Below are 17066 nucleotides of genomic sequence, written 5' to 3' on the forward strand. Positions count from 1 at the left end.
TCAAAAGTTATGTTTGCTTCATATGAGATATTTTTCAAAGTTTGACTTACACTTCTGCACGTGCCATTTTTTTCACATAAGCAAGGGCGCTTGCAACCGGTGGAAGTGAAATCAAAATCAAGGTTACAAGTGCCTCCGGTACTAAGTAGCTTGCCTGATAAGTTACGGAATAGACTAACGCCGGAGTTCCTTCTGGTGCGAAAGAACCGAAGAAAACAACACCGGAAATGGTGGAACAAATGAAACGTCCGATTACACCGACAACATATCCAATCTGTAAGCCCCATTTTTTCTTATAAAAGAAACCGGAGAGTCCTAAGGCGCCGAATGCAAGCGGGTAATCCAAAAGCATCTGCGGAATCGTGTAAAAGATTGGTTCCATGACAAACTGAACAAGACCATAGGCAAAACCGGTCATAAGTCCGATAGATGGACCGTACCAATAACCAATCAAAGCGATAAAGAGCATACTAAACAATGTGACAGAACCACCCATTGGAAGGTTGGCAAATTTAATCATAGAGGTCACAACTGCAAGTGCAATGGCAACTGCAGAGAATACAAGCTGCTTGGTTGTAATAGCCTTTTTGGTCTCAGCGCTCTTGTGACGAACGAGAAGTGAACCAATGATTAAGATTGCGATGATGGCAATGATAATCACAAGACCAATTGTAGTTAAATGTGCAGAGCCGTCATCCCAGGCTCCTTCTGGTGTTGCAAAAAAATTGTTCATAAAAAATCTCCCTTCATATTTCATGCCAGGAGGGAGTGATAAAAACGCTTCCTTACGCCGGTATTATCCGGTTCAAGTAATGAGGGTCGATGAAAATCATCTCTCAGCGTTGCAAAAAGCAATGCACCCCTAGCAGAAATATTTTATTGTGTGTAACGTGATAGGTTTAGGAAAACCTTCGTCGTTAAATATAGCAACGTTAAGAAATAAAGTCAAGGAAGATTGTCGAAAAATACAATCCGGTTCGCCAGAGGATGAAGATGGAAGTTGGTTGAAGAAAAATCGAAGCAGGTCAGAGCAATGGAGTAGAAAAAGCAGAAAACTTTTGAAAACACCTAAAGCCATTTAAGCAATGGAGTAGAAAACTGGGAAAAGTTGAAAAAGCACCTAAAGCCACCGAGCGAATGGAGTAGGAAACTGGGAAAAGTTGAAAAAACACCTAAAGTCATTTAAGCCATGGAGTAGAAAAAGTGTGAAACCGCTGAAAGCACCTAAAGTCCTCTAAGCAATGGAGTAGAGAACAAGATAAATGCTCAAAAATACCTAAAGGCGCCAAGGCAATGGAGTAGAAAATAAGATAAATGCTTGAAAACACCTAAAGTCATTTAAGCCATGGAGTAGAAAACAAGATAACTGCTTAAAAACACCTAAAGGCGCCAAGCCAATGGAGTAGAAAAAGTGTGAAATCGCTGAAAGCACCTAAAGTTCTCTAAGCAATGGAGTAGAGAATCCGGAAAATTACAAAAACCACCTAAAGTCGCCAGAACAAGGCGTTGGAGAAAGCAGGACGTATCTAGAATCTCTTAAAGAGCCAAAGTGAAGGGAGTGGAAAAGTTAGAAAACGTCTAAAACCATTTAAAGCCAAGTGCATACAATAATATAACTACAATAATAGTTATACATTCCTTTTTTATAACGAAAATTTGAAAATTTCTTGATTCTTAGGCAAGACATGGTATGATAAAAGTCGGGGAAAATTGTCATAAAAACTGGAAACTTGACTCGGACAGAAGTTTTTTGATTTATGACAGCAAAAAGGAGTATAACAATGACAACAGATGAAGCATTTAACGAGTTATTGGTGAAACTTTTCAAGGATATCACGGAGATTGAGGGAAGAGAACTGGTAACAGAGGAGTTCCATGACATCACGTATAACGATTTCCATATTATAGAAGGAATCGGTACGAAAGAGGCAAAAACCATGACTGGAATTGCCAAAAGCATGAATGTCACAACAGGCACCATGACAAAGGCAATTGAAGGTCTGACAGAAAAAGGTTATGTGACAAGGGAGCGAACCAAAGAGGACAAACGAATTGTCTTTATTTCATTGACGGAAAAAGGAAAACGGGCTTACGAACATCATGAGGCGTTTCATAATCGTATGATTAGCTCCATGAAAAATTCACTTTCCAGAGAAGAATTGACGGTTTTAGCTCATTCTATGGAGACGCTTACAAACTTTTTTCATGAAGTTTACGAAGAAAATAAGAAGAAATAGGAGAATACAATGAGTAGAGGGAATGCAGGAAAAAATAATTGGGCACTGTTTTTATTATTGTTAGCAGGAATTGTGCTTGGAGGCTTCCTTGGTTCACTTGCAGAGGGAGTACCATTTTTAAGCTGGTTAAATTACGGACAAAACTTCGGATTTGCAGAACCAATCGTGTTGAATCTTGGAATCTTGGTTCTGACATTTGGGCTGACCATTAAGATTACAATTGCAAGCATTATAGGTGTGTTATTAGCGATTATCATCTACCGACTTATGTAGTTGGATTGCATGAGCTTGTAATCAAGATGTGAGATTAAAAATTGTATAAGGAAGATTCTGCCAGGCAATGTGCTGTGGCAAGAAAAACAGGGTGTCAGGCGCTTGTATGTCTTGATGCCCTATTTTTTTACTTCATAAAAATAGGATAAATAAGAAAAATCAAGAATATTGATAAAAAACGTTATAAATGAAATTTTTAATAGATAAACTTGCAAAAATACTGCTTTTTTGCATGAAAACTTTAATATTTTAACGAAATAAAGAAAAAACCATTGCATCATAATTCATTTTATAATAAAATAAACGTGTTGATGAACAAACAACGGCATGTTGTGTTAGAAAAGGAGATTGTGAATTATGAGTTACGTTGATGAAGTACTTGCAAAAGTAAAAGCAAAAAACGCTTCTGAACCTGAATTTTTACAGGCTGTTGAAGAAGTATTAGATTCTTTAAGACCAGTAATTGATGCAAATGAAGATTTATATCGTAAAAATGCAATTTTAGAGAGAATCACAGAGCCAGATCGTCAGATTATGTTCCGTGTACCATGGGTAGATGACAATGGACAGGTTCAGGTAAACAGAGGTTTCCGTGTACAGTTCAATAATGCAATTGGACCATACAAGGGAGGTTTAAGACTTCATCCTTCCGTTAACTTAGGTATTATTAAATTCTTAGGATTTGAGCAGATTTTCAAAAACTCTCTTACAACACTTCCAATCGGTGGTGGTAAAGGTGGTTCTGATTTCGATCCTAAGGGCAAATCAGATAGAGAAATCATGGCATTCTGCCAGAGCTTTATGACAGAGCTTTCCAAATACATCGGAGCAGATGTCGATGTTCCTGCCGGTGATATCGGAACAGGCGCAAGAGAAATCGGTTTCATGTTCGGACAGTACAAGAGAATCCGTGGTTCTTTCGAAGGTGTATTAACAGGTAAAGGACTTACATACGGTGGTTCCCTTGCTCGTACACAGGCTACAGGATATGGTTTGTTATACTTAACAAACGCATTGTGGAAAGATCATGGAATGAGCCTGGAAGGTAAGACAGCAGCAGTTTCCGGTTCCGGTAACGTTGCAATCTACGCAATCGAGAAAGCTTACCAGTTAGGAGCAAAAGTTGTAACATGTTCTGATTCTACCGGTTGGATTTATGATCCAGAAGGAATCGATGTTGCATTATTAAAAGAAGTAAAAGAAGTAAAACGTGCACGTTTGACAGAGTATGCAGCTGCTAGACCATCTGCTGAATATCATGCAAAAGAGAACGGTGAACACGGTGTATGGCAGTACAAAGTAGACTTAGCGCTTCCTTGTGCAACTCAGAACGAGTTAGACCTTGAAGATGCAAAAATGTTAGTTGCAAACGGTGTTACATCTGTAACAGAAGGTGCTAACATGCCTACTACATTAGAAGCTACCAAATACTTACAGGAGAACGGCGTATTGTTCGTAGGTGGTAAAGCTGCTAACGCCGGTGGTGTTGCTACATCTGCATTAGAGATGAGCCAGAACTCCGAGAGACTTTCCTGGACATTCGAAGAAGTTGATGGAAAACTCAAAGGAATCATGGAAACAATCTACGCTAACATTTCAGATGCTGCTAAGAGATACAATGCAACAGTTGGCGGTCAGACAGACTATGTTGCTGGTGCAAATATCGCAGGTTTTGAAAAAGTTGTTGATGCTATGCTTGCTCAGGGTGTTTGCTAGGCAAAAATTAAAAGCTGATAAATAGTTATTCAAAATAAGCCCCCACACATTACAGAACTGTAATGTGTGGGGGCTGTTGCTTTTATGGACAATAAATGAAAATATAGAAAATGACTAGATTATTCAAGAATAAGTTGGAAAACGCAACTAAAAATAATTACAGAATTAAAATGCAATCAAATATGGTTGCAAAATAAAAATGCAATCAAAAACAATTGCAAAAATAAAATATAAGTTTTAAAATATATGAAAAATGGAGGTGCACTTATGAAAAAATATGTTTCATTAATAATGGATATTGAAAAGTCAAAATCATACGATATCAACGATCGAAACGAAATGCAGCATTATATAGATAAATGCATCAAAAATCTTAACATTTTATTTGATGAGGGAATGCAATGTGAGGTTACATTTAGTGCGGGTGATGAACTTCAAGGATTGTTCCATGATGTTGTTACAGCGTTGTTATATTTCAGAATGTTAGAAATGCTTGTGAACCCAGTTAAGATAAGGGCTGGTATTGGAATCGGTGATTGGACTGTAAAGATGGAACAAGGATTGTCTACACAACAAGATGGACCAGCTTATCATAAAGCTAGACAAGCAATTGAAGCGGCGCGCAGCATGCAGTTACAGAATGTTCGAATTTGTTCAGATAATGATGATATATTAGCAAATCATTTAATGAATGCATCTTTACCTTTAAAAAGGCAGCAGGTATATATGCAAAATATGGTTCAGGTTTTAATGGAGCTGCTGTTCCCATTCGTTCCGGCAAGTATTAAGTTGGGTAGATATGATGTTGTGAAAGAATTAATTGCAGTTAAATTTGAATATAGGTTAGGCTCAAAAAACAGGGGAGTATATTCAAGAAGAAATATTGTTATGGAACAAGAAGTTTTGAATCTGAATGAGATACCAGCCGTGTTGCCAATTTATATAAATGGAGAGATAGCGGATGCAGAATCGGCTATTATTAAGAAAAATACAGCGTTGATTATTTCAGAGATACTGCGATGCTCTAGGCAGAATGTGGTATCAATTATGAGAAGAGGTAATTCTAATAAAATAAGAGAATTAGATTATGTGGCATTGCAATATGTGAAAAAACATTATGGAGGAAGTAGATGGAATTAATTTTACTGGGACATATTATTGGGGATTTTTATGTTCAGACGGATAAGATGGCTGAAAAAAAGAAGAACTTGATAAAATATATGCTAATACATTGTTTGATTTATTCAATTGTGATAGGAATATGCTTTTATATACTGTGTAGAAAAATTGTGGGGACTTTGATAATATCAAGTTTTGTTTTTCTAAGTCACCTTATGATAGATTTATTTAAGGGCAGATGTGATAAGAAAGTTGCTAAATATGAGTATATATTTTTTCTTGCTGATCAGACAATACATATTATAGTAGTACTTTTGAGTGTTTATATTATAAAGCAACAATTTGGTTCTCAGATGGAAAAGGAATGGGTGATAAATGGGATAACAATAAACGTGAAAAATTGTATTGTAGTTATTGTAGCTGCTTTAGTGTGTTGGAAGCCTGCAGCAATTTTTGTTTCGTTAGTATTCAAAATGATACCTGAGACAATAGAACAGGCGGATGAAATAGCGGACGTAAAAGGAAATATAGAAAATGAAGGAGCAAAAATAGGTTCCTGGATTGGAATATTGGAAAGAGAAATAATTTTAATACTTGGATTAATGGGACAATTTGGTGCAATAGGATTTGTGTTAACGGCAAAGAGTTTAGCAAGATTCAAGCAATTAGAAAACAAATCGTTTGCTGAAAAGTATCTGGTTGGAACACTATTGAGTGCATTAATTGCAATAGGAAATATCGTTATATGTAAATTTTATGGTCTTGCCTAGATAATTTTTAGAGTTCCTTTTCCTTACAGTATGTGATATAATACAAACAAATGTTCGCAAAATATAAGATATGATGTGAAAACTTTTTACAGATGAGATTGATATTTTCGCCAAAACATAAGATACTTGGAAATGGAGAGTAACATGGAGCAGATTTCGTTGTTTGATACAAGTTCACAGGAAGAATTTGATATGAGCGCACCGCTTGCAAGCAGACTGCGTCCACAGTCGATTGAGGAATATGTGGGACAGGAACATTTGCTTGGACCGGGAAAGCTGCTTCGTCAGATTCTAGAAAAAGACCAGATATCATCGATGATTTTCTGGGGGCCGCCCGGAGTGGGAAAGACGACACTTGCACGCATCATCGCAAAGCATACGAAGTCGAAGTTCACCAATTTCAGTGCGGTGAACAACGGAATCAAAGAGATTAAAGACATCATGAAGCAGGCTGAACAGGACCGTTTCTGTGGAATCCAAACGATTGTGTTTGTGGACGAGATTCATCGCTTCAATAAGGCACAGCAGGATGCATTTCTTCCTTATGTGGAAAAAGGGAGCATTGTGCTAATCGGGGCGACAACGGAGAACCCGTCTTTTGAGGTAAATGCAGCGCTTTTGTCCCGGTGTAAGGTGTTTGTGTTAAAAGTATTGACAAAAGAGAACATCGAGCAGATTTTAAGGAATGCGCTAAAGAACCCCAAAGGGCTTGGAAATCTAAAGGTGCAGATGGAGGAGGAATCCATTGCATTTATAGCGGCATTTTGTGATGGGGACGCCAGAACAGCCTTGAATACGCTGGAAATGTCTGTTTTAAATGGAAACGTGCAGCCGGACGGAACGATTGTTGTGGATAAGGATGTGGTGGAGCAGTGCATCGGGAAGAAGGCGCTTCTTTATGATAAGGATGGAGAAGAGCATTATAACCTGATTTCTGCGCTGCACAAGTCGATGCGAAACAGTGACCCGGATGCGGCCATCTATTGGCTTGCCAGAATGTTAGAGGCGGGAGAAGACCCGCTTTACATTGCAAGGAGACTGATTCGGTTTGCAAGCGAGGACGTTGGAATTGCAGACAGCAATGCACTTCCACTTACAGTTGCCTGTTATCAGGCATGCCATTTTATTGGAATGCCGGAGTGCAATGTCAATTTAACGCAAGCGGTTGTCTATCTTTCCATGGCGCCGAAATCAAATGCGCTCTATCTGGCTTACGGAAAAGCAAGAGAGGATGCACAGAAAATGCTCTCCGAGCCGGTGCCGCTTCAGATTCGAAATGCCGTGACGGATTTGATGTCGGATTTGCATTATGGAGAAGGCTATGTGTATGCGCATGATACCAAAGAGAAGGTGACGGCAATGCAGTGCCTGCCAGATTCGATTGCAAATCACACATACTATCACCCAACCAATCAGGGAAAAGAAGCAGCGGTGAAGGAACGCTTAGAGGAAATCAGAGAATTTCGTAAGAAACATTCCTAGAGAATAAAAATAAGAAAAATGGGGTAAACGAACGATGAATATTTTATTTTTTTTAACACCAAAAGAAGAGGTGGCGTATGTGGAGGAAGATGATTCCCTGCGCCAGGTTGTGGAGCGCCTGGAATATCACGGATATTCTGCAATTCCGCTTTTAAGCAAAGACGGAAAGTATATTGGAACCATCACAGAGGGTGATATTTTGTGGGAAATGAAGGATAAGGATTACCCGGATGTGCATCGCATGGAGAAAATCAGAATTATGGAGGTACCACGTAGAAGAGATAACGAGGCTGTCAATGTACAGGAATCCATGGAAAATCTTTACGATAAGATTACGAATCAGAACTTTGTTCCGGTGGTGGATGACGACCAGACGTTTATCGGAATTGTAACCAGAAAAGATATCATTGTTTATCTGGCGAAGAAGGTAAAAGAACAGGAAGAGAAAGAGAAAACAAAATAAATTTTTCCATGGATTGAAATGGAATTATGCTAAAAAATAGCGTGATATTTTTATTGAAAAAACAGTCTTGATAGCTTATGATGTATGGGAGAAAGTCGGTTAACAAAACTACAAGTGTAATTAGCTTAAAGAGAAAAGGCTGTATATCATGCAGCAGATAGGAGTACATTATGAAAAACAAATTTGGTATCAAAGAAGTTGTCGCAACTGGTATTGGTACAGCACTGTTCATTGTGTTGACAAACGTACAGATTCCGCTTGGATTTATTCCAAACACATCCTTACAGCCAAGAGCTGCATTATTAGCATTTTTTGCAGCAGTATTTGGTCCGGTAGTAGGTGGAATCATGGGACTTGCAGGTCATGCAATCGGTGATGCATTGTTCTACGGCAGCGTATGGTGGAGCTGGGTATTCCCAGATGCAGTATTTGGAATTGCAATGGGTCTTTTTGCAAAACGGTTTGCTGTAAAAGAAGGCGGATTTACCACAAAACAGATGGTAAAATTCAATATCGTTCAGGTTGTTGGAAACCTTGTAGCATGGGTAGTCGTAGCACCTGTATTAGATATTTTGATTTATGCAGAACCAGCCAACAAAGTATTCGTTCAGGGTGCAGCAGCATTTGTTGCAAACATCATTGCAGTTGGTGTATTAGGAACTATTTTAACAGCAGCATATTCTAAGATTGGAGCAAAATCATCCAGTCTTACAAAGGAAGATTAAGATTTTATGGAACCAATTATCGAATTTAAAGATTATTCCTTTAAATATCGATCACAGGTAGAACCAACTCTCCAGGATATCAATCTGTCGATTTATCCGGGAGAGAAGGTTTTGATTGTGGGACCATCCGGCTCGGGAAAGTCAACACTTGCCCACTGCATCAACGGGCTGGTTCCATTTTCATTTACTGGTGAGAGTAAGGGAAGTTTAAAAATTAAGGGGCAGGACCCGGCAAAACTTGGAATTTTCGGAATGTCGAAGTTAGTGGGAACTGTTTTGCAGGATACGGACGGTCAGTTTATTGGCCTTACGGTAGCGGAGGATATTGCATTTTCCATGGAAAATGACTGTATCGAACAGGAAGAAATGTTTGACCATGTGAATCGCGTGGCCAAGACGGTTGACATCACAGATTTTTTAGACCATGCACCGAATGCATTGTCAGGCGGACAGAAACAGCGTGTTTCGATGGCGGGCGTTATTGTCGATGACGTGGATATTCTGCTTTTTGATGAGCCGCTTGCCAATTTAGATCCGGCGACAGGAAAACGTGCCATTGATTTGATTGACCGGATTCACAAAGAGAAAAACACAACGATTGTCATCATTGAACACCGTTTGGAGGATGTTTTATACCGTGATGTAGATCGTATTATTGTAGTAGGGGACGGAAGAATCGTCTCAGATTTAAAACCAGATGAACTTCTGGCAGGTCAGATTTTAAAAGAGCAGGGAATTCGTGAGCCACTATACATCACGGCACTAAAATATGCCGGCTGTACCATAAAGGGAGCGGATTTACCACAACATATTGAATCGATGAATCTTTTGCCATATAAGGAGCGTGTGCAGAACTGGTATGGTAAGGTTCAACTAACCAAGAAAACATCAGACAGGGAGCCGGCGCTTGAAGTTCGTAATTTGAGCTTTTCTTATGTGCCAGGGCAGCCTGTTCTTTCGCATATAGATTTTTCCATTGCAAAAGGAGAAATGGTAGCACTCGTTGGAAAAAATGGTGCTGGAAAATCAACCCTTGCAAGCTTAATTTGTGGTTTTATGCAGCCGGACGAGGGCGGAATCTATTTAAATGGAGAGGACCTTTCGGGATACTCGATTAAGGAGCGCGGAGAGAAAATTGGTCTTGTCATGCAAAGCCCGAATCAGATGATTTCCAAGCCGATGATTTTTGATGAGGTAGCGCTTGGACTTCGTGTAAGAGGAGTGCCGGAGGAAGAGGTAAAAGAACGGGTATTTGAGACGTTAAAGATTTGTGGACTGTATCCATTCCGAAACTGGCCGGTATCGGCACTTAGTTTTGGACAAAAGAAACGTGTCACAATCGCATCCATCCTTGTGATGAATCCTGAGATTTTAATTTTAGACGAGCCGACAGCAGGACAGGATTATCATCATTATACAGAAATCATGGAATTTTTAAGAAAAATTCATAGGGAACTTGGAATCACAATTGTAATGATTACACATGATATGCACCTGATGCTGGAATATACAGATCGTGCAATTGTAATTGCCGATGGTCAAATGTTAGCGGACGATACGCCGGCAAATATTCTGACCAATGAAGAGATTTCGGACAGAGCATATTTGAAAAAAACATCGCTCTACGATCTGGCGGTGCGTTGCGATATCGACGAGCCGTCTGCCTTTGTAGAATGTTTTATACAGTACGAAAGAGAGGTAGGGCGCGATGTCTAGACTTTTAACTTATGACCCGAAAGATACCTGGATTCACCGGTTGAGTGGGCTGACCAAACTGATTTTCTTTCTTGCGTGGTCCATTGTCAGCATGATAACGTATGATACAAGAATTCTTTTGTTTATGTTAATCAGCAGTCTGATTATTTTTCGGATTTCAAAAATTGAGTGGAAACAGATTTCAACCGTATTTAAGTTCATTCTGTTTTTCCTATGCCTGAATTTACTGGCAGTGTTTCTTTTTTCCCCGTATGAAGGAGTAAAAATTTATGGAACACAGACAGATTTGCTGCATCTTGCAGGTCATTACACGATTACCAAAGAGCAGCTTTTCTATGAGTTAAACATTATGATTAAATATTTCACGGTAATTCCGGCGGTCTTAATGTTTATTTTGACTACCAATCCGAGCGAGTTTGCGGCATCTATGAACAAGATTGGTGTCAGCTATAAAATCAGTTATTCCATTGCGATTGCATTGCGCTATATCCCGGATGTCCAGGCTGATTTCACGAAGATTAAGCATGCGCAGGAAGCGCGTGGAATTGAGATGAGTTCCAAAGCAGGTCTTATAGACCGTATCAAAAATGTATCGTCCATTCTGTTCCCACTGATTTTCACCAGTATGGATAGAATTGATGTGGTAAGTAATGCAATGGAACTGCGTGGTTTTGGAAAAAATAAAAAAAGAACCTGGTATTCCGGTAAGAAACTTTCATCGAAAGATATAACTGTAATTGTAGTTGTATTCGTATTTGCGGTGGTAAGCCTGGCAATCACATTTGCGGATGGAAGCCGTTTCTACAATCCGTTCCAATAGAGGAGGGTGGAAGGAAACCAGAAAAAAGCAACGTGCAATATTTATCATTGCACGTTGCTTTTTATATCTGGTTCCCATGGCTATTGTATAAGATTCCGGTAACGGTATCGTACCATTGGATGTTTACGTTCTCATCGGTTTCTACGATGCGAATGTCAATGGTATGTCCCTGGTCGAAGTAGAGGGAGGATACGTTATCCGGTGCCATGTAGCAAGTACCGTTGTAGTTGCATTTCAGGCGCCAGGTGGTGACATCGTATGTGGAAACGCTATGAGGAGTCTTTTCGTTTTCAGAGGAAGCATCTGGTGCATCAGAGGAGCTATCTGGTTTTGGGGCAGCGTTCTGACCAGAATCCGTTTCTGAATGGGAGTCTGCTGCGGATGCAACTTCAAGTTCCTGCAGCCTTGCATCATAGCCAGCAATCAATCCATGAATCTGTTCTTCATAGGAAGCAAGCTCGTCATCGTTGCAGATGTTATCATCCTTGATATTGTCTAAACAATCTGAAAGTGCTTCTTTTGCTTTGGATAAAAGATTTGCATCCTCTGTGGAAGCGGCATCTATCGTATTGTTTTTGATTTTCTTATCATAGGAGGCAAGTGTGTCCTCCTTATCTAAAACAGCAAGCTGATCGGTGTAGGTAGTGATGAGCTTGTTTAATTTTTCTTTATATTCATTGAATTCGTCGTTGGTTAAGACGGTATCTTTTTCAATATGTATCACAGCAAGCTCATCGGAAAAAGCCTTGATGGATTTGGTGACAGCATCCTTGTCTGAGGACAGCTCCTTTTTGGACAAGGTATTAGACTGGATACAGCTATCGTAATCATCCGTAAAGAAATGTTTCATTTTCTTTAACGTTTTCTGATAGGTTGTCGTAACATCGTCCAAAGCAGAATCAGAGTCTTTATAATCCTTGGCTTCCGCTTTTAAACTTTCATAAAGATTTAATTTTTCAAGGCGGTCATCTTCTTTTTTGAAGGAACGGTACTGCTCCTGGATGGAAGTGTCCATGCTGCTGATTTCCTGTTGCTCCTGATAGGTGTGATAAACCCAGAAACCAATTGAGCTGGTAGCGCCGGCAATCACAAGAATGGAAAGGACGCCAATCAAGATTTTGGTTCTTTTTTTCATGCGAGAGTACTCACTTTCTTTGGTGGTTGGATTAGAGCGGTAAAAGATGGTGCATAGTCTTTGGAGGGATAAATTGCACAAATCCAGATGTATTTTGTTCTAATGTTCTTCCATAGTCGCAAAATAGCTCTGTCTTTGTGTAATTTATCCACTACCAAGTTATAGAACCATCTTTTACCACCTTAATTACAATAGGTTCTTATTAGATAAATTATAATACAAAAAAAATTTTTCTGCAAATTTTGAGAAAGATTTGAGTGTCAAAAGGCAGCTTACAAGTTCCTTGTTGACAAATCGCACAAGGTCAAGTCTATTTTGTTTTGATGAGTGAACATAAGAAAGCCCCCAAAACAGAATGCATCTGTTTCGGGGGCCTGGTTTTGAAAATTTATTTTACAAGATTTTCTGCATAGTCGAGAGCTTCTACAATATTTTTGTGGAAATTTTCTGCACCGACATATTCTACGAAATGGTCTTTTTTCATGACAGACATTGGCTGATCATTGACGTGAGAGAAGACCAGGGTAATCTTTTTCTTTTTGGCACGGTCTGCTAATTCACGGAGAGATTTCATTGCACTTGCGTCGATGGCTGGAACGCTTCTCATTCGGATGACAACTACTTTTGTAGATTTGTCGCTGTTGATGGCTAAAATCTGGTCAGCAGCGGCAAAGAATAATGGTCCGCTGATTTCGAAAACGCGGATGCTGTGCGGGATTTCACGCATTTTTTCTGCCTCACCAGGGGTGACATCCGGCTCGTCTGTGTATTTCCATGCTTTTACATCTGCAGTTTCAGCCATACGCTTCATAAATAACATAGCCGCCATCACGACACCAACCTCGATTGCGACGACAAGGTCGAAGAATACGGTCAGAAGAAATGTTGCGACAAGAACAATGACATCGCTTTTTGGTGCTGTTTTGCAAAGATGGAAAAAGGAAGTCCAGTCAGCCATGTTAGCAGCTACGACAAGAAGCACAGCGGCTAAGGTTGTCATTGGAATCAATGCGGCGAGAGGCATTAAGACCAACAAAATAATGGTTAACGTAATACAATGCACAATGCCGGCGATTGGAGTACGGCCACCATTTCTTACGTTGGCAGCGGTTCTGGCGATAGCGCCGGTTGCCGGAATTCCACCGAAAAGACCGGAAAAAATGTTACCAAGTCCCTGACCAATCAGTTCGGCGTTGGATTTATGCTGGTCGCCTATCATACCGTCTGAAACGACAGCGGAAAGCAAAGATTCGATACCTGCCAGAATTGCAATCGTAAAAGCAGGGGAAATCATCTGCTGAATCAGGTTCATGGAAAGTGCCGGCACATGGAAGGTTGGAAAAGAAGAATTCAATTCTCCGTAAACGCTGCCGATGGTGTTGACCGGTAATTTTGCAAAATAAACAATGGCAGTTGTGACAATGATAGCCACCAGAGAACCTGGAATTTTATCGGTAACCTTTGGCCAGACTAACATAATGGCAATTGCGACAAGTCCAATCACAAGTGCTGTCCAATTTATGGTACTGATATTTTCGGCATAAGCAATGACTTTGTTTAGAAATTCGGACGGAACAGAATCAATGGAGAGTCCGAAGAAATCTTTTAATTGTCCGACAAAAAGGGTGACTGCGATACCACAGGTAAAACCGGTTGTAATCGTATATGGAATGTATTTGATGAGAGAACCAAAATGGCAGATTCCCATCAAAATTAAGATGGCACCGGCTAAAATGGTTGCGACAATCAAACCGTCGGTGCCATAATTTGCAACGATTCCGTAAATAATGACAACAAAGGCTGCAGTAGGTCCACCAATCTGGACGCGACTGCCGCCAAAAAAGGAAATAAAAAAGCCTGCGATGATTGCGGTATAAAGTCCCTGTTCCGGCCCCACACCGGATGCAATCGCAAGGGCAATGGATAAAGGCAATGCAATGATTGCGACAATGATACCGGAAATGATATCTTTGATGAGCTGTTCTTTGGTGTAACCCTTCATTACATCAAAAAGCTTTGGGCGTAATTCGTTCATAATAATCTCCATTCCGCCGCCTTCGGCTGGCGGCACAAATAGTAATGAAAGTGTTCCAACTCTCTACACTGTGCTGTAAAATAGTTTGCAAGAAGCTACACTACAAAGCACGGGAGGAGGAGTTGTAATAACTTTCTTCGTTTTAGACAGCATAATAATCAGTGTAAGTTCTGCCTTTTCAAGCACAAATAAGTGGCATCATGAATCCGTACACTAAGAATTGTTTAAGCACCTTAGTTTAATTGTGTGGCAGTTCAGTCAATGGCTTCTTATCATTCACGAAAGGAGTCTGACTATGAAAGTTACTTATCAAACCTGTTGTGGTATCGATGTTCACAAATCTTTTCTCGTTGCCACAATTGTAAAAACCACTGGTGGCATTGAGCCTTCTTACCAAAAGAAGCGCTTTTCCACCTTTAACAATTCAATTCTTGAATTCAAGCAATGGCTTCTCGACAATGATTGCCATGATGTCTGTATGGAATCCACAGGTAAATACTGGGTTCCTGTCTTTAATCTTCTGGAAGATGAGATCAATGTTGTCATTGCCAATCCCAAGTGGGTAAAGGCTGTGAAAGGCAACAAAGATGATACCAAAGATTCTAAATGGATTGGGGATTTATTCCGTCTCGGACTTGTCAAAGGCAGCTATATCCCTTGTAAGATAGTCCGTATTCTCAGGGAATACACTCGCTATCGTTACAAGCTTGTTTCCTGCCGTTCAAGTGAAAAGAATCGATATCAGAATGCTCTTACTGTCTGTAATGTTGCATTAGATTCTGTTGTTTCCGATATCTTTGGGAAGTCATCCATGTCCATTATCGACTATCTGCTTGAACAATCGGGTACATCCATTAACCACGAAGAAATCGCATCTAAGCTTCTTCGGAGCCTCAAATCCAAAGAAGATGCTGTTATAGAATCCGTCGAAGGATATCAGATGACTGATGCCCAAAAATACCGTGTGCGCCTCGTCCGCACACATATGGATTATATCACAGCAGAAATCAACGATGTTGATAAAATGATAGAAAATATGATTTCTTCTAATCCTGATTTTGAAAATGCTGTCCAGTTCCTCTGTACCATTCCGGGTGTCAAACGTGATAGTGCAATCACTATCATCTCCGAAATCGGTACTGATATGTCTCAGTTCTCAAGTTCCAAACGTTTATGTTGCTGGGCTGGTCTTACACCAGGCAGCAATGAATCTGCTGGTAAGAAGAAATCTGTTCGGATTACACGTGCCGGTGTCTACCTCAAACCTGCATTAGTACAGTGTGCTCATGCAGCCGTAAAATCTGACAAATCTCCTTACTACAAAAAGAAATATGAATCACTTGTTAAACGTCGTGGCAAGAAAAGAGCCATTATCGCTATTGCCCGTATGATTCTTACTGCCATCTACCAGATGCTGTCTACTGGTGAGCAGTGGAATCCGAGCGATCTTTACAAAATCGATATGCCTGTAGCTCTTGTTGAAAAACAAAAGGCAAAAGCTATCAAGCAAGCCAAGAAACTATTGCAACGGGAGGGAATACTTCCTCCTGATGAACCATTAGCTTCTTAATCTAATTCACTATATCTATAACACTCTAAAAAGTTGCCTGATTTAGACAGCTTAGTAAAGTGCGCCCATTTATGGCTGTCCTCTACTTTCTTTCACACTAACTCCTCGTGTCTTTCTGTTGTGATGGAAAAATTTTCTCACAAACGCTTCTTTGGTTAAATTGTGTATAAAATATAAATTTTATAAAAAATATATAAAATTTGAGACCACAAGTTAAAAGTTTAGCATGGTAAAACCTTGATTTCAAGGGGAAAAAAGCATTTTTATATGGAAAAATTGGATATTTTCGAGTACACTAGAGAGTATCAGAATCAGAGGAAAAGGAGTTCTGAAAATATGGAGCAGGAAAAGAATACATTTGAGAAAATATATGAAGTTGTAAAACAGATTCCAAAAGGAAATGTAGCAACGTACGGGCAGGTTGCAGCGCTCGCCGGAAACCGCAGGTGGGCGAGGGTTGTCGGTTATGCGTTACATGCCAACCCAAGTCCGGATGAGATACCGTGCTACCGTGTGGTAAACCGGGAGGGGCGTCTGTCCGAAGCCTTTGCGTTTGGCGGCAGAAACAGGCAGCAGGATCTGCTGGAGCAGGACGGAATTGAGGTCGTTGATGGAAAAGTTGATTTGAAAAAGGTGCAATGGAGCAGAATTGCGTTCTGAAATCGACGGCAAGGATGCTGAGGGGATAGCCGGAAGAGATATATGAAAGAGATAGCTAGAATAAATAGCTGAAATAGATACTCAGAGAAGATAGCTAGAATAGGTATTCGGAGGAGATACGCATAGGACATGCTTAGAAAAATTATTTTGAATAGAGATACGGAATAGGTATTTATAGGATATATTTCGAAAAGCTATTAAAAATAGATATTCATAGGACCTGCTCAGAAAAGATATTTAGGATAGATACTCGGAATAAATATATGAAAGAGAGCCCCAGAATGGATATCCAGAAAATCTATTTAGAATAAATATTCGAATGGATAGATAAGACAGATAATTGAA

Annotated in this window: 15 protein-coding genes and 1 riboswitch; of the genes, 12 read left to right on the plus strand and 3 right to left on the minus strand. The window is 39.8% G+C overall.

Annotation, left to right across the window (positions count from 1 at the left end; translation table 11 throughout):
* Positions 1-46: 46 nt before the first annotated feature.
* A complete protein-coding gene (gene thiT, locus BIV16_RS00090; protein ID WP_075679975.1) occupies positions 47-733 on the minus strand; it encodes an energy-coupled thiamine transporter ThiT in 687 nt (228 codons plus the stop codon).
* Between the two features lie 32 nt (positions 734-765).
* Positions 766-874, minus strand: a riboswitch (TPP riboswitch).
* A gap of 907 nt (positions 875-1781) precedes the next feature.
* On the opposite strand from thiT, the gene BIV16_RS00095 reads away from it, so the two are divergent.
* From BIV16_RS00095 to BIV16_RS00140, 10 genes are all read left to right on the plus strand, one after another.
* Entirely contained in the window at positions 1782-2237 is a 456-nt protein-coding gene (locus tag BIV16_RS00095) for a MarR family winged helix-turn-helix transcriptional regulator (protein ID WP_075679974.1), read from the plus strand.
* 9 nt (positions 2238-2246) lie between these two features.
* Positions 2247-2510, plus strand: coding sequence for a DUF4321 domain-containing protein (locus BIV16_RS00100; RefSeq protein WP_075679973.1), 264 nt, complete (start codon positions 2247-2249; stop codon positions 2508-2510).
* Positions 2511-2867: 357 nt separating this feature from the next.
* Entirely contained in the window at positions 2868-4226 is a 1359-nt protein-coding gene (gene gdhA / locus BIV16_RS00105) for an NADP-specific glutamate dehydrogenase (protein ID WP_075679972.1), read from the plus strand.
* A 267-nt stretch (positions 4227-4493) separates the two neighbouring features.
* Positions 4494-5366, plus strand: a complete 873-nt coding sequence (locus tag BIV16_RS00110; protein ID WP_075679971.1) for a SatD family protein — start codon at positions 4494-4496, stop codon at positions 5364-5366.
* A complete protein-coding gene (locus BIV16_RS00115) occupies positions 5357-6115 on the plus strand; it encodes a DUF3307 domain-containing protein (RefSeq protein ID WP_075679970.1) in 759 nt (252 codons plus the stop codon). Before BIV16_RS00110 ends, BIV16_RS00115 begins: the two co-directional genes overlap by 10 nt.
* 144 nt (positions 6116-6259) lie before the next feature.
* Positions 6260-7597, plus strand: coding sequence for a replication-associated recombination protein A (locus BIV16_RS00120; protein WP_075679969.1), 1338 nt, complete (start codon positions 6260-6262; stop codon positions 7595-7597).
* 34 nt (positions 7598-7631) lie between these two features.
* Positions 7632-8060, plus strand: coding sequence for a CBS domain-containing protein (locus tag BIV16_RS00125; RefSeq protein WP_075679968.1), 429 nt, complete (start codon positions 7632-7634; stop codon positions 8058-8060).
* Positions 8061-8230: 170 nt separating this feature from the next.
* Positions 8231-8785 (plus strand): ECF-type riboflavin transporter substrate-binding protein, encoded by a 555-nt coding sequence (locus BIV16_RS00130; RefSeq protein ID WP_075679967.1) that lies wholly within the window; start codon positions 8231-8233, stop codon positions 8783-8785.
* A gap of 6 nt (positions 8786-8791) precedes the next feature.
* Positions 8792-10501: an ABC transporter ATP-binding protein gene (locus BIV16_RS00135; RefSeq protein ID WP_075679966.1), complete on the plus strand. Its 1710-nt coding sequence runs from the start codon at positions 8792-8794 to the stop codon at positions 10499-10501.
* Positions 10494-11321, plus strand: a complete 828-nt coding sequence (locus BIV16_RS00140; RefSeq protein ID WP_075679965.1) for an energy-coupling factor transporter transmembrane component T family protein — start codon at positions 10494-10496, stop codon at positions 11319-11321. Before BIV16_RS00135 ends, BIV16_RS00140 begins: the two co-directional genes overlap by 8 nt.
* Before the next feature lie 61 nt (positions 11322-11382).
* Here the strand turns inward: BIV16_RS00140 and BIV16_RS00145 are convergent, their stop codons facing one another.
* Both BIV16_RS00145 and BIV16_RS00150 read right to left on the minus strand, forming a co-directional pair.
* Positions 11383-12456, minus strand: coding sequence for a hypothetical protein (locus BIV16_RS00145; RefSeq protein WP_075679964.1), 1074 nt, complete (start codon positions 12454-12456; stop codon positions 11383-11385).
* A 388-nt stretch (positions 12457-12844) separates the two neighbouring features.
* Positions 12845-14491 (minus strand): SulP family inorganic anion transporter, encoded by a 1647-nt coding sequence (locus tag BIV16_RS00150; RefSeq protein WP_075679963.1) that lies wholly within the window; start codon positions 14489-14491, stop codon positions 12845-12847.
* A gap of 295 nt (positions 14492-14786) precedes the next feature.
* Here BIV16_RS00150 and BIV16_RS00155 point away from each other — a divergent pair, with 295 nt between their 5' ends.
* Both BIV16_RS00155 and BIV16_RS00160 read left to right on the plus strand, forming a co-directional pair.
* Entirely contained in the window at positions 14787-16061 is a 1275-nt protein-coding gene (locus BIV16_RS00155; RefSeq protein WP_075680211.1) for an IS110 family transposase, read from the plus strand.
* A 336-nt stretch (positions 16062-16397) separates the two neighbouring features.
* Positions 16398-16721: an MGMT family protein gene (locus BIV16_RS00160; RefSeq protein WP_075679961.1), complete on the plus strand. Its 324-nt coding sequence runs from the start codon at positions 16398-16400 to the stop codon at positions 16719-16721.
* Positions 16722-17066 lie beyond the last annotated feature (345 nt).

The sequence above is a fragment of the Roseburia sp. 831b genome, assembly GCF_001940165.2.
In the GTDB taxonomy this organism is placed as follows: domain Bacteria; phylum Bacillota; class Clostridia; order Lachnospirales; family Lachnospiraceae; genus Roseburia.